This window comes from Pseudomonas sp. NFACC46-3, from assembly GCF_900114515.1.
Lineage (GTDB): Bacteria > Pseudomonadota > Gammaproteobacteria > Pseudomonadales > Pseudomonadaceae > Aquipseudomonas > Aquipseudomonas fluorescens_Q.
Map to the genome: position 1 here is coordinate 120,936 of NZ_FOTH01000003.1, position 23,089 is coordinate 144,024.

At 54.5% G+C, this 23,089-nt stretch carries 14 protein-coding genes; 6 read left to right on the forward strand and 8 right to left on the reverse strand.

What is annotated here, in order from left to right:
- Positions 1-157: 157 nt before the first annotated feature.
- Positions 158-2,113 (reverse strand): acetate--CoA ligase, encoded by a 1,956-nt coding sequence (acs, locus tag BM300_RS06090; RefSeq protein WP_092145230.1) that lies wholly within the window; start codon positions 2,111-2,113, stop codon positions 158-160.
- A 445-nt stretch (positions 2,114-2,558) separates the two neighbouring features.
- Between acs and BM300_RS06095 the strand changes: the two genes are divergently transcribed.
- The 4 genes from BM300_RS06095 (at position 2,559) to BM300_RS06110 (ending at position 6,236) form a co-directional block, all read left to right on the forward strand.
- Positions 2,559-2,822, forward strand: a complete 264-nt coding sequence (locus BM300_RS06095) for a DUF2790 domain-containing protein (protein ID WP_003204807.1) — start codon at positions 2,559-2,561, stop codon at positions 2,820-2,822.
- A gap of 31 nt (positions 2,823-2,853) precedes the next feature.
- Positions 2,854-3,069 carry a hypothetical protein gene (locus BM300_RS06100; RefSeq protein WP_063324704.1) on the forward strand — a complete coding sequence of 72 codons (216 nt, stop codon included), beginning with the start codon at positions 2,854-2,856 and terminating at the stop codon, positions 3,067-3,069.
- A gap of 490 nt (positions 3,070-3,559) precedes the next feature.
- Positions 3,560-4,807, forward strand: a complete 1,248-nt coding sequence (locus BM300_RS06105; protein ID WP_063324703.1) for a ribonucleotide-diphosphate reductase subunit beta — start codon at positions 3,560-3,562, stop codon at positions 4,805-4,807.
- A 295-nt stretch (positions 4,808-5,102) separates the two neighbouring features.
- Entirely contained in the window at positions 5,103-6,236 is a 1,134-nt protein-coding gene (locus tag BM300_RS06110; RefSeq protein ID WP_139232337.1) for a hypothetical protein, read from the forward strand.
- Positions 6,237-6,413: 177 nt separating this feature from the next.
- Here BM300_RS06110 and BM300_RS06115 read toward each other — a convergent pair whose 3' ends face one another.
- The 6 genes from BM300_RS06115 to BM300_RS06135 all read right to left on the reverse strand — a co-directional run bounded on the left by BM300_RS06115 (position 6,414) and on the right by BM300_RS06135 (position 19,256).
- On the reverse strand, positions 6,414-9,923 hold the full coding sequence (locus BM300_RS06115) for a DEAD/DEAH box helicase (protein ID WP_092462321.1): 3,510 nt from the start codon (positions 9,921-9,923) through the stop codon (positions 6,414-6,416).
- On the reverse strand, positions 9,907-10,686 hold the full coding sequence (locus BM300_RS06120) for a Hachiman antiphage defense system protein HamA (RefSeq protein WP_092462323.1): 780 nt from the start codon (positions 10,684-10,686) through the stop codon (positions 9,907-9,909). Before BM300_RS06120 ends, BM300_RS06115 begins: the two co-directional genes overlap by 17 nt.
- A 386-nt stretch (positions 10,687-11,072) precedes the next feature.
- Positions 11,073-15,287, reverse strand: coding sequence for a DEAD/DEAH box helicase (locus BM300_RS06125; RefSeq protein ID WP_170862020.1), 4,215 nt, complete (start codon positions 15,285-15,287; stop codon positions 11,073-11,075).
- Between the two features lie 26 nt (positions 15,288-15,313).
- Complete coding sequence (locus tag BM300_RS30990; RefSeq protein WP_170862021.1) at positions 15,314-17,395, reverse strand: hypothetical protein; 2,082 nt, start codon at positions 17,393-17,395, stop codon at positions 15,314-15,316.
- 402 nt (positions 17,396-17,797) lie between these two features.
- Positions 17,798-18,361: a hypothetical protein gene (locus tag BM300_RS06130; RefSeq protein ID WP_092462327.1), complete on the reverse strand. Its 564-nt coding sequence runs from the start codon at positions 18,359-18,361 to the stop codon at positions 17,798-17,800.
- Positions 18,362-18,365: 4 nt separating this feature from the next.
- Positions 18,366-19,256: a DUF4747 family protein gene (locus tag BM300_RS06135; RefSeq protein ID WP_092462329.1), complete on the reverse strand. Its 891-nt coding sequence runs from the start codon at positions 19,254-19,256 to the stop codon at positions 18,366-18,368.
- 287 nt (positions 19,257-19,543) lie between these two features.
- Here BM300_RS06135 and BM300_RS06140 point away from each other — a divergent pair, with 287 nt between their 5' ends.
- A complete protein-coding gene (locus tag BM300_RS06140; protein WP_092462331.1) occupies positions 19,544-20,362 on the forward strand; it encodes a hypothetical protein in 819 nt (272 codons plus the stop codon).
- A gap of 84 nt (positions 20,363-20,446) precedes the next feature.
- Positions 20,447-21,535: a hypothetical protein gene (locus BM300_RS06145; protein WP_139232338.1), complete on the forward strand. Its 1,089-nt coding sequence runs from the start codon at positions 20,447-20,449 to the stop codon at positions 21,533-21,535.
- Between the two features lie 901 nt (positions 21,536-22,436).
- Here BM300_RS06145 and BM300_RS06150 read toward each other — a convergent pair.
- Positions 22,437-23,060 carry a DUF2272 domain-containing protein gene (locus BM300_RS06150; RefSeq protein ID WP_092462335.1) on the reverse strand — a complete coding sequence of 208 codons (624 nt, stop codon included), beginning with the start codon at positions 23,058-23,060 and terminating at the stop codon, positions 22,437-22,439.
- Positions 23,061-23,089 lie beyond the last annotated feature (29 nt).

The window sequence follows — 23,089 nt, forward strand, 5'->3', positions numbered from 1 at the left end:
TTACGACTGCTGCGCAGCCGAGCGGGAGCAAGCTCCCTCGCCACAAGAGCACCCAGCCGTGAAATAGGTGTAAACCTTATTCAGGACCAGACAGGCCCCACAAAAAAGCCCCGCCAGGCAAATGCCAGGCGGGGCTGCTTGAGGTCACAAACCGCCGTCAGGCAACGTTCATGGTCTTGTGCGTCTCGATCAGATGCGCCACCACGCTCGGGTCGGCCAGGGTGGAGATATCACCCAACCCGTCGTACTCCGCCGTGGCGATCTTGCGCAGGATGCGGCGCATGATCTTGCCAGAGCGGGTTTTTGGCAGCCCCGGCGCCCACTGGATCACATCCGGCGAAGCAATCGGACCGATCTCCTTGCGCACCCAGTTCTTCAGTTCCAGGCGCAGGGCCTCGCTGGTTTCTTCGCCGGCATTGAGGGTGACATAGACGTAGATGCCCTGCCCCTTGATGTCGTGCGGCACACCGACCACCGCCGCTTCGGCGACTTTCGGGTGGGCGACCATGGCGCTCTCGATCTCGGCCGTGCCCATGCGGTGGCCGGACACGTTGAGCACGTCATCCACCCGACCGGTGATCCAGTAGTAGCCATCCTCGTCGCGACGCGCACCGTCGCCGGTGAAATACATCCCACTGAAAGTCTTGAAGTAGGTGTCGACAAAACGATCATGGTCGCCGTACAGCGTACGCGCCTGGCCTGGCCACGAATCGAGGATCACCAGGTTGCCTTCGGCCGCGCCTTCGATCAGGTTGCCGAGGTTGTCCACCAACGCCGGTACCACACCGAAGAACGGACGCGTAGCCGAACCTGGCTTCAACGCCGTGGCGCCTGGCAGTGGGCTGATCAGCACGCCACCGGTTTCGGTCTGCCACCATGTGTCGACGATCGGGCAACGCTCCTTGCCGACATTCTTGTAGTACCAGTCCCAGGCTTCCGGGTTGATCGGCTCGCCGACCGAACCCAACAGGCGCAGGCTGCTGCCATCGGCACCTTCGACGGCGGCAGTACCCGAGGCCATCATCGCGCGGATGGCGGTCGGCGCGGTGTAGAGGATGTTGACCTTGTGCTTGTCGACAACCTTGGCCACTCGGGTGATGTCCGGGTAGTTCGGCACGCCTTCGAACAGCAGCGTGGTCGCGCCATTGGCCAGCGGGCCGTAGACGATATAGCTGTGGCCAGTGACCCAGCCGACATCGGCGGTGCACCAGTAGACGTCACCGGGCTTGTAGTCGAACACGCGCTCATGGGTCAGCGCCGCGTACAGCAAGTAGCCGGCCGTGGTGTGCTGCACGCCCTTGGGCTTGCCGGTGGAACCGGAGGTGTAGAGGATGAACAGCGCTTCTTCGGCGCCCATTTCCTTCGGCGCGCAAACGGTGCCGGCCACTTTCATCAGGTCTTCGTACCAGATGTCGCGGTGCTGGTTCCACTTGATGCCACCACCGGTGCGCTTGCACACGATGACCTTCTGGATGCTGCTGGTTTCCGGGTTGGTCAACGCGTCATCGACGTTGGCCTTGAGCGGGATCTTCTTGCCGGCGCGAACGCCCTCGTCGGCGGTGATCACCACTTTGGACTTGCAGTCGATGATCCGACCGGCCAGTGCTTCCGGCGAGAAGCCGCCGAAAACGACCGAGTGGATCGCTCCGATCCGGGCACAAGCCAGCATGGCGACCACGGCCTCGGGGATCATCGGCATGTAGATCGTCACCACGTCGCCGCGATGCACATCCTGGCCGCGCAGGGCGTTGGCGAACTTGCAGACTTCTTCATGCAGCTCGCGATAGGTGATGTTGCGGCTCTCGGCAGGGTCATCGCCCTCCCAGATAATCGCCACCTGATCGCCGCGCTCGGCCAGGTGACGGTCGAGGCAGTTGTAGGAAACGTTCAGGGTGCCGTCGGCGAACCACTTGATGTCGACATGGTGATCGTCGAAGGACGTCTGCTTCACCGTGGTGAAAGGCTTGATCCAATCGAGGCGCTTGGCCTGCTCGCGCCAGAAGCCGTCCGGGTTGACCACCGACTGCTGGTACATGGCCTTGTAGGTCGCCTCGTCAGTCAGCGTATTGGCCGCAACCTCGGGACGAACGGGATACACAGAAGCCGCACTCATCTTTCTTACCTCGGTGAATAGTTGTTTTTGTATGATCCCGTTGTAGCCCGGGGCGGGCCTATAGAACCATTCGACGATGGTAGTAACAAGTCCCTACAAAATGTCGGTACTAACGTGCAACTCCCTCCCGCCAGGCTTTTCCCTGTGCAGCAGCCGAGCCTGTGGGAGCCGAGCCTGCTCGCGATGGCGGTAGCCCATCCAACATAGATACAGCAGACAATCCCCCCACCTGCAGCGATTATTACCAGATCAACCAACAGTGTTTATCAAAACCGAGTCTTTTTGTGCCCCGCCCCACTCCCTAAAATTCATCTCGCCAACCGGCAAACACGATTAACGCAACACAGCCCCCACGAAGGCCGTTAATCCAACTTCCAATACTTGCTCCACACGCAACCCCAAAAAGGTTGCGTGACCCCACTCGACCTCAAGAAAGGTGAATCAGATGAAAGCTTTATGGGTTCTGGTCCTCGGCAGCCTTTGCGCCACCGCGATGGCAGACGAGCTCCCGACCGACGCTGCACAGCAAAAACCGGCCATTGAGGAGTACACCTACTCCACCCACCTGGACATCGCCAAAGTCATTTCCATGAGCGAAATCCCGAACGTCTGCGAAGTGGTCCCGGCGAAGATGGAATACGACGATTCCAAGGGCCAGCGCCACATCCTGCGCTACAGCGTCATGGGCAACGGCTGCTCCAACGGCTGATCAACCTTTAAACCAATCGGGAGCAACCACCATGAAAACCCCACTGATCCTCGTCCTGACCCTGTCCGTATTGGCCGGCAACACCTTCGCCGCCGACGGATTTGATCGCACCGGTTCTGCGGTCGCTGAAGACGGCTACGACCGCACCGGTTCTGCTACCGTCGCGCAAGACGGCTACGACCGTACCGGCTCCGCTACCGTCGCGGAAGATGGCTACGATCAAACCGGTTCGGCCCGTATCGGCTGATCATTACTGGCATTTTCCACGGCCCGATTTCGATCGGGCCTGGTTGTGTCTGAAAGCGCCGAAAACCCTCCACAAACACAACATGTAGTGCAAAACCGTAAAAAACGCTCATTTTTTGATCAAAAAAACCCGCCCCGCGACCCATGCAAAAAAAATCTTCAGCAGCCAAAGCCTTGTAAACCCTCGCTCCCACGCGGATATGCCCCCCGCCACCTCCTTCGTGGGCGATTTCGCCGCAGCACGTAGGTAAAAAAGTCCTTATAATGCCGCCTTAAACGGGCCTGCAATATTCCCTTACAGGGGATCAAGCCAGCCTGAAGCCCCCGCAGAGGCTCATCGCCTCCTCGCGTACACAGCCGCTTCAGAATGACCCGTACATTTTTCTGTTTATTGCCTGCGTCAGTTGCTGCAACAAACGATTTTTCCAAGATCCACCGCGGCCAGTAGGCCTTCATTGGGCATCTGGCCCTCACGCAGGAGACGACACGTCATGCTGAGCTGGGACGAATTCGACAAAGAAGACGGCGAAGTCGCTGTAAAAGGCGCCAACGCCGGCCACGCTTCTGAAGCCAACATGGACCGCCTCGACAGCGCCGGCGGTGCCGCCGCCCTCGAAGCCCGGGCTGTGACGGCCAACGACTCGGCCGCGATCATTCGCGCCAAGGCCGCCCTCGACAAACTCGACATCGCCGAAGGCCTCGCCGAACTCGAAGGCGCCTCCGCCCGTGTCGCCGTCGACGAAAAGCGCATGATCAACTGCCGCGCCGACCTCAACCAGCTCGTGCCATTCAAATACGATTGGGCCTGGCAGAAGTACCTGGACGGCTGCGCAAACCACTGGATGCCGCAAGAAGTCAACATGACCGCCGACATCGCCCTCTGGAAAAACCCGGAAGGCCTGACCGACGACGAGCGCCGCATCGTGATGCGCAACCTGGGCTTCTTCTCCACCGCCGACTCCCTGGTTGCCAACAACCTGGTCCTGGCCGTGTACCGCCTGATCACCAACCCGGAATGCCGCCAGTACATCCTGCGCCAGGCCTTCGAAGAGGCGATCCACACCCACGCCTACCAGTACTGCATCGAATCGCTGGCCATGGATGAAGGCGAGATCTTCAACATGTACCACGAGATCCCATCGGTCGCGAAAAAAGCCGCCTGGGGCCTGAAATACACCCGTTCGATCTCCGATCCGAAGTTCGAAACCGGCACCCCGGACACCGACAAAGAGCTGCTGCGCAACCTGATCGCCTACTACTGCGTCCTGGAAGGCATCTTCTTCTACTGCGGCTTCACCCAGATCCTCTCCATGGGCCGTCGCAACAAAATGACCGGCGTCGCCGAGCAGTTCCAATACATCCTGCGCGACGAATCCATGCACCTGAACTTCGGCATCGACGTGATCAACCAGATCAAGATCGAAAACCCGCACCTGTGGGATGCCGAGATGAAGGAAGAAGCGACCCAGATGATCCTGCAGGGTACGCAGCTGGAGATCGAATACGCCCGCGACACCATGCCTCGCGGCGTGTTGGGGATGAATGCGGCGATGATGGAAGACTATCTGAAGTTCATCGCTAACCGTCGCCTGTCGCAGATTGGTCTGAAGGAAGAGTATCCAGGCACGACTAACCCGTTCCCTTGGATGAGCGAGATCATGGACTTGAAGAAAGAGAAGAACTTCTTTGAGACGCGAGTGATTGAGTATCAGACGGGTGGGGCTTTGAGCTGGGATTGATTCGAAAGAACGTAGGTTTTCAAGATCATCTGAATTTTTTCAGGATTTCATGAAATCTATAATGCCCCAAAGACCTTAAAGCCACTTCAGCGATAAAAGCTGAGGTGGCTTTTTTACTTGATCTACACTTCCATTACTTTCGACCCACCGATGTCTATGATCCAACAGAAGACCCTTTTCACCTTCGAGTGAACAGTAGGCTTACCAGCCCCTAAGATACGTGGGCACTTAGCCCCCTACCTAACACACCCCATATCTTGAAAAAACATAAACCTAAGGAAAGGAAACTTATAACATGACAGCTATTGCTGGCTTCCAATTCAAAGGAACAGCCTATCTATATGGCGACATAATTACCACATCCCCGTTTCGGCCTGGCTTTGCTCACGCAGAAATTCCAACCTATTTATCAGATGATAACAGTGGACCAATCTCAGGCGGGCGTGGGGTGTCGAGCCTCTATCAAAAAGTAATTTTGCTCAGCGACAACTGCGCGCTAGCATGCACTGGTAGAGTGGATGAAATCGCTTCGATCATACATGAGTTCCGAAAGTTACCTTGTGAAAAACTATTAGGCACTGTGATGCTCGGGTTGCTTGAGGAAGACCCTGAGCTAAAAAAATATGATGTCGGAATCATCATGCTAACCGTAGAAAATGGTGAGCCGCTTATTACTGCGCATAATGTTACCCGCATTGAATCCAAGCTTTTCGAAAACGCAGCCGCCGCAGGCTCAGGCGTGGAAGCCTTTGAAAAATATCTCAATATGTATGGTGAAACCACCCCCGATGAAGTTCCCGAAGACGAGATCGTTGTCTACGGAACATGCGCTGTGCTTTATCAATTTAGCCTATTACTCCATCACGAACTTAATCAGCAAGATTTCTCCGATACATTCTACGATCATTTTGGCGGTGGTTATGAGCTAATTGCATTTTACGATGGAAAACTGCAGAAAATAAATAACGTTCTATATGTTTTCTGTAAAGGCAAAGTCAATACCAATGGCTTCTTGTCAGTTGACACCCCTTCATTACTTATAAAGCAGCAACACAGAGGTGGAGAACTTTACATCCGCAGCGTGCACGCCGAGCACAAGCCAGATCAAAATAAGGCTGACGTTCTCAGCGACAGGACATTTTTTATACCACCTATTTACCATATAGGTGCACAATCTAGGATTATTACAAATACCCCGATTGAACTGATAGGTGAGTTTTTATGCCTAATTGTTGATGTGGAATATCCCGACAAACACATTGCTCGCATTCCCTATATTAAAAAATATGCCTCACCCAAGGCTCTCGCCGCGAACGCTTTTTACCCAAAAGTAGTGAAAAATAAGCTTTCATTCAAATGGCAATCTAGAATAGCAAGAGAACTACCTGACCACCTCATTAAATCACTAGCAGCGTGGCATTCAAATTAGCAGAGCTTGAGGATTCTCTGCCAGCCAGAGCGCTTACACCATGGAATGCCAAAAACGAGAAGCCATATACGCCGCTTTTTGGCGAAAATGGATTTTCGACTCATAGGCAGCACTATTATTCAATCAACATGACGGTGTAACAGCAAGATACTCGCTCGCTACAAAACTGTCGATTAGCTACAAGTCTTCAGGACCCAAATATTTAATATTCAACACTCCAACATCCTGGCCGACTTCTACCGACAGCAACCCTTTATGTGCGATATTGATGCGGGACTCAAATCGCCCAACCGGACTACCGTCGCTACTCAGTACTTGAACCTGCCCATTCCAATTATGTAGCTGCACAGGCGTTCCAGGAGGTGGTGGAACTTCCCGCCAAGTCACTCCACCGCAATAGCTACGATTAGACCAAACTTGACGCTCTTGGGGCTCAAAGCCCTCGGTGAACTCAACCCACAGCTGTCTTGTTTCAGGAGTTGGCCAATTCGGGAGGTTGCTGAACTGAGCCAATTCTACTGAGCGGAGCCATTGGCGAAGCCCCTCGCTGCTATCGAAGCTTGCATTGGTGTCGGTAACTGCTTTGATTGCGGCCAACCGAGAGCTGAAACCTGCTTGGATAAGCAGGGATACGGCGCAGTTTAATGTACCGGTTTCAACGGCAGCGACTGCCAGGCCAAGCTCAAAATCATCCATTGCCAAAGCGTATACCGTATCGCCATTGGCCTTAGCCCTGACGCGAATTGCTTCCATCGCCCATGGCAGGCGATAAACGAGGCCGTTCTCAATAAACCGCATGGTTTCAGCAGCTTGTTCAGATGTATCGCTGGTCAGAGCTTCTCCTAGGAGCCATTTACGAAGGAGATCCCGCCAATTAGCTGGCAGTACATCAGGTTTGAAGGGATAGAAGGTGAAGACGTGTTCGGCTATGGCGGTGAGCGCTACAATCGCAGCAGCATCATCTCTTTGAAGTATTTCAGCGTTAGCTGTAACCAGCAGCGGATTGAGTATCTCTGCCCGAGCATCTAGAGTTCGCCCAGTAGTCAACCCAATGCCCGCTAGGAAATAGCCCCGGCGCTGCGCGACGGTTGTTTGGTCCCAAATCAGCTCGGCCCGTGATTTGAGGCCAGCTTGCAAAGCTTGCTGCTCGTGCTCATTACGTCGTAGCAATCGACGCTGCCATAGTGATGATTGCAAAATATCGTCAAGCGCTGACTCGATATCATCGTCCTCTACTTCATTTTCCCCAAGTAAGCTCAGGACTGCTGTGTCGAGCGTGGCGATGTGCTGTTCCCACTCCGTCCGGGCGGCCTCGACTTCCTCGGGTTTTTCCTCATCTAGCGCCGGAAAACTCCACGCCGTCGCGTTATTGGTGACGTATTCAACTAACTGGTTGAGGTCTCCGCCGGTGCGCCTCCACATGCGGTTCAGCAGAGCAATCACGAGCTGGACCAGACCGCTCTCCATGTTACGGGCCCCTAGGTCGCTAATTAGCCCCTCCCAAGCGCGACGCCGCGTCTGTACCTTGTCAAATATGGGGAACAACACCATACCTTCAACATCGACGTACGCCCGGCCCGCCCGCCCGATCACGTTCTTAAACTCGGCAATCTCAATTCGCTGACCAGCTCGGTATAGCGAATGCATGACTACCGCCGTTGCTGACAGATTTAGCCCCTGAGCTAAGGTTGGTGACGAAATGGTTACTTTGAGAATTCCGTCGCGCAGCAGACGCTCAACTTCCTTCCGGTAGGCTGTGGGCAGCGCGCCATGGTGCAGCGCCACCCCTATCCGCAGGCATCTAAGAATAGCGCTGTCAGTCCCGAGCCACTCTTCGCCCAGCGCAATGGCAGTGTTAAGTAGTGCCGGGTCGACCTCAAGCAGGGACCGAAGCGCTCCGCGCTCGTGGAGATCAACGACTACGTCAGCGTAGGGTTCCACACTGCTTCGTTGTGGGCAGAAGATAAGCACTGTTTGACCATCTTCAGTCAGACGCCAAGCCGTGGCGAGACACAGTTCACGTTGATCGCAAGGAAAAACCTTCGTCCTTCGGCGTTTTGGCCGCACCCAAACGCGTGGAATGAGCCCGAGCAGATAACGCTGCACCCACGGACGTTCATCTCCAACTCGCAGGTTGAGACGGGCTGCAGAGTGCGCGGCGCTCCAGATGACCTCGCCGAAGCGAAGACGGGTCGGCCGCCATTCGTTTTTGATCACTTCGCCAGGGTGATCTTTTCGCAGCCAGTTGGCAAAGTCTTCCAGTTGGTCACCGTCGGGAAGGATTGCCGATAGGCATACAATCCGCCTGTGTGCCGCGTCAGGACGCCGCAGCAATCGCTGGATCTGCACCTCGTAACGCACTTCGCGTTCATTCAGACCGATCATGTGGCCTTCATCGAATACCAATAGCCCCACATCGTCGAGGATGTCAGGGTCATTTCGCAGCGCAAAGTCGATTTTTTCTGGCGTTGCAACAATGATGTCGCGGCTGCGGATCGAATCTTCGTCAATGCCGCTGACTCCGATGCTTCCGTAGAGTGCCGAAATGGTTTTACCTAGAGGACCGAACGTTCTCTGCAGGGTAGCCTCGGTTTGTGCTGATAGCGCGCGCAGAGGGGTGATAAAGGCCACGCGCTTGCCGCCCGCCAAGCATCGAAGAATGCACAATTCGGCAATGCGCGTCTTGCCGGCGCTGGTTGGGAGCGACACCACCAAGTCATCGGCTTGGTCAGCGGCACGCGTAGCTGCTTCGATTTGTGAGGGCCAGAGATCGAACTCGGCACGAGGTCGCCGGAATAACACGGCGATGAACAGCTCGCGTAAGTGGGTCCAGTCCATTGCTTCGCCACCGGCAGGCTGAGGCGGGACGTTAACGTGGAACGTGCTAGACCAAAGATCGGTTACCAAGTGGCTCGCGATACGATACGCCCACCACTGGGGCAGCATGTTCAGCTCAGCAGAAATTGCGAGTCCAGTCGCAAAGCGTTCCTGGGCTTGCAGGAGCATTACCTGTTCACCCCGCTCGATTGCCGATATGAACAAGGCCATAGCAGCCATGAAGGTATCCGTTAGCGCGGTGTCCAGCCCTGCGAAAAGGAAGTCATCGCTATCGCCGGGCAAATCGCCTGCCGCGTTGACTCTATCCAGATTGGCCTGGATGCCTGCGGCAATGACAGCATCGCTACCGATCTCGGCTGCGCGATAGTCGAAGACCTGCACGCGCAGCGCATTGAAGTCTCTGCGCATCAGCAGAACGAGGGCGCGCTCTGTGAGGGTGAAGTTGTCAGCATTCATCACCATTTGCAGCAACGAATAGGAGCGCGCAGACAAGTGTGCTAAGTGATAACTCGCCGCGGCCATGACAAAGTGAAAGTCGCGATCAACCTCGCTCGGATTGCCTCTGGCAATAACCGCCTCCAGGGCGGTTGCAGCTTGCTCGAAAGCTATCCGCGCTTGGGTCGAGTCCCCTTGAAGTTCCCGGAGCCGAAGCCCCAGCCCAAGAAGGGAATAGCCATAGGAGTGCAAGTCGTAACTCAGTTGTGTTGCAAACTCTGGGGCATCCGGTGGCAGTACACCATCGCGCCAGATGATCGCTCTCGCCTGTCCGCGAGCAATGAGTCGACCGCGAAACCCGGTGGCCGCAGCTTCCGCGATACTCGCGGCGATGGCTTCAGATGTTGTTGGCATTAGCGATCACCCGATCATAGACAGCACCCACAAAAACTGCGTGGTCTTGCACATGCAAACCAACGGCTCGTTGCGTGATGTGACCTGGATAGTTTTGGAGGGCGCTGGTCAACAGCCCTAAGGGGGCATTACCCGAAAAAGTGAACAGCAGATGTTGAACCTCCTGTGGCTGGATGCCGTACAGAAGTTGTGCATCATCAATCGCATCAGCCAAAGCCACATTCCCGACCTCTAAGAGGCGTTCGGCAACGAAAGCGAGTGCATGAGCGGAAGGCAATCCACCGTCCTTATCCAATCCTGCCCGGGCCTCCTCAAGCACCTGCCTGGAAAGCGTGACACGACTTTTAGCCTCGGTCTTAAGGAAGCGCAGGCGTTGTGTGGCCGGGTCTTGCAGTATCCCGATGACATCGTCGCCGCGCATCGCCATGTTACGGTGGTCCTTCCAGCGAAGTCGTTTGATCAAGGCACGAAAGCCACCGCTCAGCGCGTCGATCCATTCCGTCGCATAGATCTCACCCAAGTCACCCGAGCGAATCTGCTTGCTCGTCGGCAGCTTGCTTTCAATTAAGTCAGCTGCGGCGTGCTTTCCCAGGCGTGCAAGCGCCCGTGCAACACGTTCCTCTGAAGCGTAATGACCTGGAATAATCGACGCTGTCACGTTAATCCCCGTCTGGCGGTTTGCCGCTTGTTCAGTCAGCACCTTGCAAGAGTGGTTACCCACCGCACCATCCGTACAATCACACCAATCGTTGAACTGCGCCATTCCGTTGCTTCCCTGAACCCGTTTAACCAGTTGATTGGTGCGTGACACCCTCGACCATTCACTTATCACCGCTCATCGAACTTTCTCCGATCAACTAGATAAGCTTTCGATTAGGGCTACCGCTAACGTCTGTGATGCGCCTGATTCTCCGGGCAATACCAAGCGTTAATCAAGCACAGCACAGTATGAGCCTCTGGTTGAGAGCCCAGCACGAATGGCAGCCAGTAGTCAGAGGGATCACCCTTCGCGCTTCTACAGAAAAACCACGCAGCCGAACAGGCAGCATGCTCGGTTGAGCGCTGCTTCGATGTTCAGCGGCAAGTACACGATCTGAATGGTAAGGATCGCGAACGGAGAAGACGTTATAGCTTGGGTAACCCGCTTGGTCAGCACTGTTTAAACCGATACGACCCCACGCGAGCACTGGCAGTGCCTCCTTCTCTGAATGGAATCGAAATGTCAGACCGTCGATCTAAGTACGTCTCGGCAAAGTATTTTAGCAGGCGAGAATCGCGCATGATTTGAATGTCGCTGGGCAGATGATTAATAACTTCTTGGCTGGCAAGCACAATCAGCTTAGCGCGAGGGCGTGAAGACATCACGTTGAAGCGATTGAGGGAGAGTAAGAATTCGTCTTCATCAGCAATTGCATCAGGGTCGCCCAATGCATAGCTCGCAATAATCACGTCACGCTGTTGTCCCTGGAAACGTTCGACGGTGTTGACCGCCTCGCGAATCAGTTGAGGATCATCGTTGAGCGGTTCAAAAATCGATTGCAATCGGGATACCACCAACGCTTTATGCGCACGATGCGGCGTGACAACTCCAACCCCGGTTTGCCAGAAACTTTTGGCTGTGTGCAACTCGTTGCCTGATGCAAACGGATCGTTCTCGAGACTTTGCTTCAAATGGCGACGAAGCAACACCAACAAAGCGGCCACCGTTTGCGCCTCGAAGTCATTCCATTGACTACTCCTGCCCTCCGGGTAAACAAAGGCGGTAATGGGCTGAGAGGGATCCAGGAGCATCGATAGCTCTTCCGCAAATGCAAGACTTTCCGGCCAATCCGCCGGCTGACTCTTCGGAAGCGGTACATCGGTAGCAATGCGTAGGTTGGCAAACATGGAGGTCAGGTTCGTCGGGTAGCCGGCAAACCGGCTAAACCCAACAATTGTTTCGTTAGACCGATAGTTTTTCAGCAAACTAACGTAGGAAACTTTACGGTGATCGGCCATGAAGTCATACACCGAACCCACTAGCGTCTCAAGGCCCACTGGCGCCTCCACTTGCTGAATAGGAGGCAATTGTTTTGGATCGCCGACGACGATCACTGCCCCCCCTTCCGCAAGGGGCGCTAAGGCCAGCACTGCATTTGCCATATCCATCTGCGAAGCTTCATCGATTAAAACAACATCGAAAAGTGGTTCCGCAACGTTACCGTGAACGCCAGCAAACTTGGTAACCTGCTGTGGCGGTGCTGAGACTATGACGCTGGAGTTGCCACTCCCGAGCAACGCATGGAGCTCCAGAATCTCTGGCCCCTGCGAGTCGTTCAACAAATTGATGCCCGAAGGCAACCCCGGCGCGTTCTCCTTCGCATCTGAACGCAGCCGAGCCAGTCGTACTTGCCCTGTGACGTTCGATCCCAGCTCAAGAATACGCTTGAAGGTCTTTAATACTACGTTGTCAGTGGCATCATAAGTGTTGCTCGTCACCAAGATGCGTATGGCTTTGCCCGCCAGATGAGCATCCAGCAATAGGCCTAAAAGAATTGCACGCAACGTTTCGGATTTTCCGGTACCGGGAGGGCCCCATATCAGAGCAAGCCGCTGCTCTACTGCCGCCCGCACGGCAGCCCATTGACTATCGTTCAAGTTCACGCCCTTGGCTTCAAGGGCGCTGCGGATGCTAACAACGTTCCGGCCCGTGCGTTCCTGGGCGAGCGACGCAGTCCCCCACAAAACCTCTTCTACTGGAACATGCTGACTGGCCTTCTTGGGCGCCGACTTGCCAATGACCTGCGCCGTCGGCGCCCCCGCGCTAACGGCAAGCGGGGGATTGCCAATGGCTTTCAATGCCGTTTCTAAGCGAGCAGTGAGAAAATCTTTCACCTGCTTATCGAGTACTACATCACAACTAAGATCCAGATCTGCCTCAATAGAACGCAGAAAGCGATCGATTTGCGGGTCGAAATACACAGCGACCAGCAGGTTTTCTCGATCGATAGCCAGCAACTTGGTTGCCGTGAGTGAATTGGCGTAGCCGAATGGCTTGATCCATTTTGGGAAATCGTAAGGCAGCTGAACTCCGCCCGTTACATCTTGAACCCTCCTCGTATGGAAGTCGGCCATAGAGGCAGGTGAGAGAGCACACAGGAAATCCCCTGGCTCGAATTTAGCTTCGCGCGAATTCCGCCCCAACCGGTAGATCCGCACTCCAGGACCTCTAGAGAGTTTCAACGAGACGGCCGCCTCATCTGCTTCCGTGCCAGTAATCTCAACGTCCAACCGCGCAGCCAAATAGCGCGCTTCACGCTCGTGGACCGGGGTCGCCATGGAAATTGTGTGCTCGAGAGCCACGACCTGCGCGTTCAGCCTGGCGTATGCATACCAGATTTGCCCATCAGCACTCACCCCGCTCAATGTGGATGGCGGCTTGATCTCGGAAATTTTCGGAGACCGGCTGCGTAACGCGCCCTTCAAGTCCATCCGGAGTCGACTGACGATCGATGCCGTCGCCCTGAGCTTTGTGGTGACCGTGGATCGGAGCTGGCTGACCTGCTGGCTCCAGGGCCGCGGCTCCCCCATTCTCGTCCAAATTTCATGAGCTCGCTCCGATGGCACTTGATCCGACAAAGGATCTTCAAAGATGGTCGGAACGCGAAACTCGAATGGGACCGTTCCAAGCTTGCTCGGGAGTCTGTATTCACGCGCCAATGCCAGCAACGAATAATAGTGAGGAATCGGCGCAGCCACCAACGATTGAACGGCATTTCGAACGATGGTGATCGGAGCATTGGCGGATCGAAGCTTGGAGTTTTCGATCAACTCCTCTGCTGGGAAGAGCCAAGCAAGTTTTTTAAGATTGCTATCAGCCATGATGTGCTGCAAGTTGCGCCCAATAACTCTTATCAGGTGTTCATAGGTGACACTGTCCCACAGGTAGATCTGAACGGTCGCGTCGGGCTCTGCCTTCTGAGCATTACTCAACGCCTTTTGCAGATAAGTCAAAAAATTAAGCAGTTCACGTCGCTCACTTTCTGGACTGCGGGTATCGTTGACAAACACTTGGGCATCCACCCGCTCCATTTGATCGTTGATCTTGGAGAAACCACCTATACCGAAAGCCAGCGTAAGACCACTGCCGACATCAAAGTCCGCGGAGAGATACAAACTGAGGTCCGACCAATTCGGGAGTACGGCAGAGGTCCCCGAACCCGGCGGAATGCTACTGGTTCTATCGGAGAGAGACTGCGCTCGCCCAGCAACCACAGTTCTCGTCGCACGCAATTTCGGGTGACAATCAAACGCCTGGTCATCCGGCGCCAAGTGAGCGAGAGCATCTGCTTGGATCAAGTTGCGGTCACCCAATGCGCGCCGAGCCCCTCGGGGTAAAAAGGCGATTGAACTCAGGTGTCCATCGGCAGCTGCCCGCGGCATACAATGCTCCGCATGCGGCTCCACGCTCGGATTCCAGCTATAACCCAAATACTCACAGCCACTACACGCGGTGCTGACGTGGTAATCTTGGTCACGCCAAGGCCCCTTCAAAGCATCACGAAGCTCGACGTTGAAAAAATAACGCAGGCGCGGGGCGAACACGTCGATTTCCAGTGTTTCAATATCGATGTCGAGCGCTCCACGCAGCTCGTCAGCTGTTGCCTCGCAGGCTGTCTTACGCATTTCCGACTGCAGCTTGATGATTGCCGCCGCCTCATGAGAGCCGGGCCAGATAGCAGCTTCGGCAACCACCGCATACTTACCAGCCAAATTCTGATCATGCAGCCATCCCGCCAACGCCAGCGAGTAGTAGGTGATTTCTGCAAAATAGGATGCACTTGGTTCGGCGGTCATTTTTACATCAATGACACGCAGGCCAATACGCCCATCAGGCTCATGCACCGTACCATCTGCCTCGACAATGCGGCCAACAGCTATCGGGTCGATCACTTGGATTAAATCGGGAATCAGTTTGGCAAAGGCTAGATCGTACTGCGCACTCATCGCATCGATGGTCATTGCTCGCTTGAACGCCTCTCCCACCTCGTAGGCTGGTCGCACGAGAAACGCACCTGGCGCCGCACGCTTGATAACGTCGACAAGCTTTTGATCTTGAAAGTCGCTGCCCGTCTTGGCGCCCAGCACAGCGTCGCTACCGAAGGTTTTCTCAAGGTCCTGAAGCTTTGCTTGCTCCCAGCGCCCGCCCTCCTCGGTAAGCGCATTCATTCCGGTGCGCCCTACTGCCTTCGGCGGCATTCCCAGTGCACTACGCTCTGGTTCGTATTGCTTATTATGTGGGTACAGCAGCAAAGCCAACTGACGAGGGCAGTCGGTACGAAAATAGTTACTGACAACTCGCTTATTGAGGTACGGCAATGGCATTCCCTTCCAAGTGTGAATTTGCTGTTTTAGCGCAATGCCTGCTTGAGAGTTATGCGATTTTTTACGCCGCCTTTTTTCCCCTTTGCAAGTGCCTGACCAACCAAAAACGCCCGCTTTAGCGCAACCGCGTCTATTGCATTGAACGGTATCGACAGCGCTCCATAGCGCTCCTGCCATTCTGCCACCGCCGCCTCAGCCGCCGCGATGTCCTGCTCCGAAACGTACAGTTCTGGGTTCGTCGCTCGCCGTCCACGCCGCAGCATGAAGATGGCGTCCCAAAGCCCCCGCTCACCTTGGCCATGCAGGCCCATCCCCACTTCGCCGGGCATGGGTAAAACCCGTGTGATGTGTAGGCCTGTTCCCACAATGGCCTCGGCTAACGCTAACCATGCAGGCGCTTCAGTGTGACGATAGCTAAAAGCAACTATGCCCTTAGGCCGTAGCACACGCTCGATCTCAGAGAACGCTTCGCCCAACCCCGATATGTAGTGCTGGACACTCTGCGGTTGATGCTTGCGCGCGACCAGACTCTCTGTCGTCACCTGGTCGCGAGGTAAACTATTTATCACCCCGAGTGCACTCAGCCAAGGTGTGAAGAACTGTGCCAGCTCCGAATAGGCGATGTTGTCGAAATACGGTGGGTCCGTCATCACCACATCGACGGAGGCATCAGCAAGAAACTTAAGGGAACGTGCACTACCTAGATGAATGGTTCCATGATGCTTGGGTACCCGTAGAGCCACCGGCACGAATTCACCGTTAACTGTAGGCTCCTTAGGTGCGCGCGCATATGCTGCGGCCTGGCCAAGTTTTCGAACAGTGTTGGGAAAACTGCCCCGCCCTGTTCGCTCGATCCAAGGGTTGAGCTCCACTGGCCGCTGGATATGGCGGAACGCCCTCACGGAAAACAAGGGAGTCAACCTGCGCCACCCATGGGCATAGGACGCCATCTTGCAGTTGGTCGTGAGGTGGTCACTGAAAGCCATCGCGATGGAGGTACGCACCGGTTCTTCGAGCGCACGTATTTCTTTCATCAGCAAGGCGAGGTGAAGGAGCTGCCGATCATTGAACAACTCTGTCCAACGGCGATAGCCGTAAGCGACCAAACGGTTATCTGACCAACCGTCGGCCTCAATCGGGTCCTGCGGTAAGGTTAAAGTGCCGTCGGCTAACCCCTTAGCCAGCGCTACGGAGGCTTCCTTGAACTGTTGGCGGTCTATATCGGTAGCGCGACGAAAAACACGATTGCAAATCGGAACCACCCGCCGATCATCAGTCTTCGCGATGGTCTCAACAGCGAACAACCGCCACTCTGGCACGCCCTCGCGGCGTCCCCGCTCGATCAGCGACTCGCTATGTCCGCAAGATGGACAAGCCGACCGCCCCCCTTTGCCCAAGCCGGCCCCACAGATTGTATGCCCACCGCAACAGCTGCAGTCAAACTCGAGGGTTCCCGCAGGCAAGGCTACGACCTCATCGCAATGGGCGCAAAACGCGTAGCGAACCTTGCCATCGTCGGCCAGCACATAATTGGGATGAGCATCGAAATTTGTTGCGCAGTGAGCGCAGCTGACATGCTGAACCCAGAAGTGATGCAAAACGAGCTCATCACCTGAACGATGGTACTCACCTATTTGACGCCCCACCCGCTCCTTGAGCGTCTCAAACACCGGCTGCATATCCAGCATTTCGGAAGCGTCCAGCTCAAGTTGGCTAACAGCACACGCTACTGGATCGACATCGCAACCATGCACGCTTGCGCCGAGGCGTAAGGCCTCAAACACCGAGGTTCCTCCACCCACAAAAGGGTCGAGCACGGTGAGACCTCGTAGGTCAGCATCACCGTAGTACAGTGACTCGAAATCTGCACCGGGTGCGCTCGTCACACCAATAAGCAAACTGCGGAAGACGGACGGCAGACGACGGGCAAACCATTTGTGGGCCGTGTATATCGGTCTTGGTCGGCGGCCGTCACGCAGCGCGAAGCGCACTAGCGTCTCGACCGGAATCTCGTCCGCTTCAGCAAGCGTTAAAGAGGGTATGGAAAGGCGTTTTGGGGCGGACTGAGGCGAAGCTAACGCTGCGTCTTGAGTGCTTACATCACGCACTAATAATTCTCGCTTTAAAAATGAGACAACCAAGACTAGCCAATACAACTGCTGGATAGGACATCACCTGTCCCCGCATGCCGCTCGCTGTCCAACAGTAACCGTCGATTTTATCCTGAAGGCAGCGAAGGGTCACGGTTAGCTTCAGAATATCTCCCCCCCCCCCCCGCTATTAGCCAGAGGCATCCAGGCTTTGATCTGCGTGCGCTCTGCCCCGATCCGACAGCCGCGTTCGCTGAGTACGTTGATTATCTGTCTATAACTGATCTGTGGCCAGCCGCCGAGCTTCGACTCCGAACATCAGACTTGCCAGCGCCTCGCTTAGATCGGCAACCTCGGCGCCCTCCCGGCTTCAACTCCGGATTTCTGTGCGCCACCTCCCGATGCATCTCCGGGCGAGCTTCAATCATCCTTATCCAAGCTAACAAACTTATCCAGCCACTCGCTGGTCCACAAGATCGAGAACGTCGCGGCCAACATGGAAAAAATCGCATAGATAAAGATCAGAAAACCGATGAACCAAACTACTGGAGTAGCCCACGCCATTACCCAATAGAACCAATCAGGCATACCCGGCAATTCGAAGTACAAGGACTTGCACAATATGGCGTAGATCAAAGACAACACTTGAAGCACAACGAAATGCACAAACGTGGAAATCATCCGGACAAATGGCGACGGCCCACCATTGCTCCCAGGGCCCGATATAAACTTGCTGAATTTAGAGTCCATACCAAGCAATACAGCAAGGCCTGCCAAAGTGAAGCCGAGCATGGTGGGCACCGAAGCGATAACCGTATCCCACCAAGCCGGCGCCCGCCACACATTAAAGCAGGCCAGCGCCACCAGCACAGACAGGCCAAAATAGAGTGAATTCACAACCGCCTTGATGCCACCGTAATATTTCCAGTAGCGCCCCCACAGGGTAAAAGTGTTGGCATAAGACTGCTTTATTTCTTCAAACATATCCTCACCTCGGCATTAGCTCCCGTGCGGCCTGAACCAGAGCATCCCGCTCAGCTTGAAGGTCAGGATTGAAGGTCACCGGCACTGCCATCGGCATGCTTTCTGTCGATAGTTTTATGACGGAGCCTTCTACATCTCGGCCCTTGGCGTAAACCTTGCCATTGGACGCGGCAACATCCGCCAAGGCTTTGAGCTCATCATCAGGTTGCAAGCCTTCAGTATTAGCCTCGACCAGGATGACAATTTCCTTTTTTGCATTCAGCCTGCGCAAACGCTCTTGCATTTCCACGTCCAAGCCGGCCAAGTCATCAGGATTTGGCTTATTAATTTCCATCTCCAACCGAGAAATGCGAGGAATCGAGAAAATTTGCTCAGTAGAGTCTATCCGTGGCTCGACGGTCACGGTTAACGAATAAAATTCGGCAAGCGCTGCTGACTCTGCGGCGCCCTCGAAGAATTTTTTGAGCAATCCGGGAGACAACGCATCCGAGCCGCTGCGCGATACATAAAAGAGCCGGTGCTTGCTGGGAAAGAACGCATATTGAAAGCTCTTGAAATGCGGCTTCAAATTCTCTGGAATGACAATCCCTCTAACATCATTCCGAGAAGCCACTTCCATGCTCAAGGTGTTGAACCAGTCCTCCGCCGCATTGAGTTTCAGAAACTTGAAGATCTCCCCGACATAGACATCGCCTTCCTCGCCCTTGAACACTGATCCCAACATGACCGCATCATCTCCACGAACTTTAATGTCTAGCTTGTTCGCGTGAATTGCCTTCAACAGGGCAATGTAAAGCTCCTGCGAATGAGGGTGGAGCACCAAATTCAGGCAACTCACCTCCAGTTTGCGATCACGAGAGTAACTTTCACCAGCCGACTCACGAGTTTTGCTCATAACAGCCAACACCGTCCATGATTACGAGAAATTGCCAACGCGGCCCCACAGCATCCCAGAAATGATAGCAAAATGCATCCACCCAGCTGTGTAAGCTATTGGTCCCCACGTACCTTTAAGCCGAGCAAAACCGGCACTGCCGCCGCTCGACCCACTTAAAGGTTCACCCGGCGCGCCTGCAGCGGCCTACCTCAGAGCTGCGAGTGCTGACGTCAGCGACACTCGAGATGACTCCTGCGCGTTTCGCTGGTCGCCTCAGAGCAACCAAAAAAAGGAAGCAAACAGAAATGAAGCTCCATCCATTTACCCGCCCTACCATTGTCGCAGCGATCGAATTCCTCGGGGAAATGTTGACGCAGGCAAAGTTCGATCAACTCGCGGTGCGGCTGGGGCTTGACGACGAAATTCCGCAAGGACCGACAAAGAGCGTTGCCGCCAAGTGTGCGCTGCTGGCGCGGGCCGTCAATCAACGCGCAACGCAGATCGTCAGCACCTTGGACGGGGCTGTGACTTTGGCCGAAGCGGCGGTACGCGAGGCGGTTGGAGTGGTACTGCCGCAGTATGCGAATCCCGGGCAGGAACGATTGCTGCGAGGGTTAGCGCTTGACGGCTACGTTATTTCCTGGAGCGATGACACCCGAAAGCCATTACTGCGTGCTGCGTTGCCTAGAGAAGTAGATCTTCCTGCGGCCGACGACGAGGTTCACCAACTGCTGAAGCAGTTCGGATTTCTCGTGCCGTTGGGACATCTAGACCAAGCAATCGACGCGCACGCACGCGGCGACTGGGCCGCCGCGAACAGTCAAATTCGTACCTTCTTAGAGGGCTTGCTCAGCGACATTGCTTCGCATATTGATCCACAAAAAACCGCCGAGCTGCCTACCAGCGAAAACCGTCGCGCCTGGCTCACGGAGCGTGGATTCCTGTCGATCAGCAGGAACGAATGGACTGGTGATGGAAAGAACTATTTGAACGGTTTGTTCAAGATGCTGCATACAGATGGATCGCATCCCGGCCTCTCGGATGAAGATCACAGTACATTTCGACTGCATCTTGGAATCATCACCGCGCGCACCTTTCTTCGTCGCCTTAGAAACGGCCGTTGAAGCGGCAAAACTAGAATACGTTCCCCGCGAGTTCGACGACGGCACGCCGGAACCTAATATGTAGAAGAATTACAGGGCTACTTGATGAATCACAACGATTATTCTCAGAAACTGCATCAGCTCGAACCCTGCAACTCCACCAACTTGATTAGTTTAAGGGATTGGGTTCGAAGCGATGCCCTTCCATGGCTTTGGAATGAACTCGGCGGTGCAATTCTGACCCGAAAACACCATCCCAATGCACCGGTTGCACCTCCACGACCAAAACTTACTCCTATGACTGATGCCGATGCAGTGCGTCAAGGGTTGATGGTTTCAGTCGCAGACAGAGTAAATAAATTAATTGAACCCTCTTACTACAGAGCGCAGCTCACCATGCTTGACAAGGAGGCGACCCGCTATTGCGACAGCATTGATGCCTTCTCACAGGCACCATCAGTATTTGCGACAGATGCCGTAGTACACACCTTACACCGCGCACTGCATGAAATTATGGGATATGCGTTGATTCTATTGGAGGATGCTGCGCACAACGTAACGGAGGTTGAAGGGTACTTTGCAGCTTGGCGGCGCAAGCGCGAAACTCCTTTCGAGGTTTACAAGGGTACGGAGCAGATTATCTATGGAACATATTCTGGAATGACCCACGTGGATCGTGCGCCGTATACACCTGTCGCTGTACTACGCACCGCCATTGAGCTTCGTTTACGCGGTGCATTCTGCGTGTCTAGTTATGTTAACCCCGAAAAGCTTGATGAGCTCATTCCGATCGACCTGAGCAAGCTATTTGAGGCCATACAGACCCATCAAGAGAATATTGAATTTAACGTTAACATGCACGATGTGTGGAAAATTTATCGTTGGAGCAACTTCTACCTTCACGGCGGAGCGCGCGATTTCCCTTGGGTTCCAGGATTTTTGCTGCAATACCTGCGACCACTCTTTGCCGACCCGCGCACCAACCCCAACGGCTCCTGGAGCATCAACGGTGGAATTCGTATGAAACGAGAGACATGGCGCGCTGTTCGGGAAGCACTAATTACCCCAATAGAACGCCCCGGTCTCCTTCAGAGACTTTCCAACGCTTGGAGGGCGTTGAGAGCACGCAAGGCGTCACCGCTAGGGCTCCCAACCGTTGAAGAACGAACAGCGGAGTGTACGTTCTTGAACTAGCGATAGCATGCTCAGGATGAAAACCTTTGAATCCCGCCAAAGCCCGTCGCAGCCTGAATCTCTGTACAGCTCTGGCGTTTATCAGCGCAGTACCCTGCTATGGCCAACGACTACGAAACGTGTTGATCATATTCCATACAATCGACGGTCATCTCGAATGCAAATACTGGTCACGTCGCCTGCAAACAGGTAATCAAGTGGATCGCAACTATGTATTTCTAGTGTAAAGCTCGAGTAAAAAATCCAGTTGTTGCGAAGATTCTGGTTGCGACTGAGCACATTTGATTGAAAGACAACAGCGCACGTGCCCAGCCCTCCTATCCGTCATCGTTCTCGTACTCAGCTTCTGCCTTGGGAGGTCCCTGTATAGAAGGTCTTCCACGTGTCCCACCACCACCGCCAATTATCTTGCACCACGCTCTGGAGGGGCCGTCCGTACGCCCCTGAATGCCTATCGCTTCGGTACGGCTTTCGTGAAACTTTCGTCCATTTTCATTGAAAAAATCATTATAAATCAAAGCCCGTTATTTGCTTGATGCCGAAACGGAAGGTTAAGCGGCAGAGTCGCATCAGAACCTGAGCCCGTCTCATAAAAAATGAAATGGTTTCTGAGAAAAGGGTTGCCAGTCGGCAACCCTTTTTTGTGTATTCACTGGACGCAAAGCACAGAAAGTCTGGCGTCTAGACCTCTTAGAGTGGGTGAGGCAGTGGTGCAGTCGATGGGCTTATTGATCAGAAAATAAGTATTACCACCAATGCATTCTTGACTAGGTGCCAACGCTATTCTGCCCCAATCCAGCAGTCTGAAAGCGATATTCTACAATTCGTTTGGTATTCAAAACTGGGTCGATGAGATTCAGGCATGTGGGTGAAAAATGCCCCGACGGCAACACAACGACGTCTATGGAAGTTCAGTGAGCTCCATGATGCAGATCAGCTCCTTCTTGGGCTTCAACAGTCCTTGGAACAGGTCGAAGGAACTTTCCCGCACTCTGTTGGACACGTTGCCTCCAATAGCAAAGACCCGGTCAGCGGTCGTTCTGGTCACGATGTCGCAATGCGACGCATAGAACTCATCTGGCTGACTATCAAAGGAAATATCCGGATCTGGATCGTCTTTATCTTTCTTTCGCCATTGCGCAATCAAATCCCCGGGCTTTGGCATATATGCATCAATCCGGCGGCCGTAGTAAAGCTTGCCTTGTTTAGCGCTCTTCGCATTGTTGATCGCCCAACGGATGTAGGCATGATGAGCTCCATGGAAGGGAAACTGCTCCAATCTGATATCGGCCTGCCTCAAGCACCAGCAAATGAAGGCTGCAGACCATGCATAACTGCTGCAACCATTACGACTGCTGTCCCCCAAGCCATCGCTCCAATACTTGGCGACTGTATCGGAGCCTTGCTGCTCCCCCTGAGCGCTCGGTTTCCCGGATGCGTTATAGACACACTCGACAAGTTCGTTTGTGGTCCAGTTCTTCAGTTCGGAACGGGCTGCATGAACCAGCACATCTGCGATTGTCATGACGATCCCCTCGGAGGATGAATTAATTA

Bases quoted from the DNA above. Each gene is read 5' to 3' on its own strand.
- BM300_RS06130 (WP_092462327.1), bottom strand. From the start codon at position 18,361: ATGTTTGAAGAAATAAAGCAGTCTTATGCCAACACTTTTACCCTGTGG.
- BM300_RS06105 (WP_063324703.1), top strand. From the start codon at position 3,560: ATGCTGAGCTGGGACGAATTCGACAAAGAAGACGGCGAAGTCGCTGTA.
- BM300_RS06115 (WP_092462321.1), bottom strand. From the start codon at position 9,923: ATGCCAACAACATCTGAAGCCATCGCCGCGAGTATCGCGGAAGCTGCG.
- BM300_RS06100 (WP_063324704.1), top strand. From the start codon at position 2,854: ATGAAAACCCCACTGATCCTCGTCCTGACCCTGTCCGTATTGGCCGGC.
- BM300_RS06125 (WP_170862020.1), bottom strand. From the start codon at position 15,287: ATGCCATTGCCGTACCTCAATAAGCGAGTTGTCAGTAACTATTTTCGT.
- BM300_RS06095 (WP_003204807.1), top strand. From the start codon at position 2,559: ATGAAAGCTTTATGGGTTCTGGTCCTCGGCAGCCTTTGCGCCACCGCG.
- BM300_RS06135 (WP_092462329.1), bottom strand. From the start codon at position 19,256: ATGAGCAAAACTCGTGAGTCGGCTGGTGAAAGTTACTCTCGTGATCGC.
- BM300_RS06150 (WP_092462335.1), bottom strand. From the start codon at position 23,060: ATGACAATCGCAGATGTGCTGGTTCATGCAGCCCGTTCCGAACTGAAG.
- BM300_RS06140 (WP_092462331.1), top strand. From the start codon at position 19,544: ATGAAGCTCCATCCATTTACCCGCCCTACCATTGTCGCAGCGATCGAA.
- BM300_RS06110 (WP_139232337.1), top strand. From the start codon at position 5,103: ATGACAGCTATTGCTGGCTTCCAATTCAAAGGAACAGCCTATCTATAT.
- BM300_RS06145 (WP_139232338.1), top strand. From the start codon at position 20,447: ATGAATCACAACGATTATTCTCAGAAACTGCATCAGCTCGAACCCTGC.
- BM300_RS06120 (WP_092462323.1), bottom strand. From the start codon at position 10,686: ATGGCGCAGTTCAACGATTGGTGTGATTGTACGGATGGTGCGGTGGGT.
- acs (WP_092145230.1), bottom strand. From the start codon at position 2,113: ATGAGTGCGGCTTCTGTGTATCCCGTTCGTCCCGAGGTTGCGGCCAAT.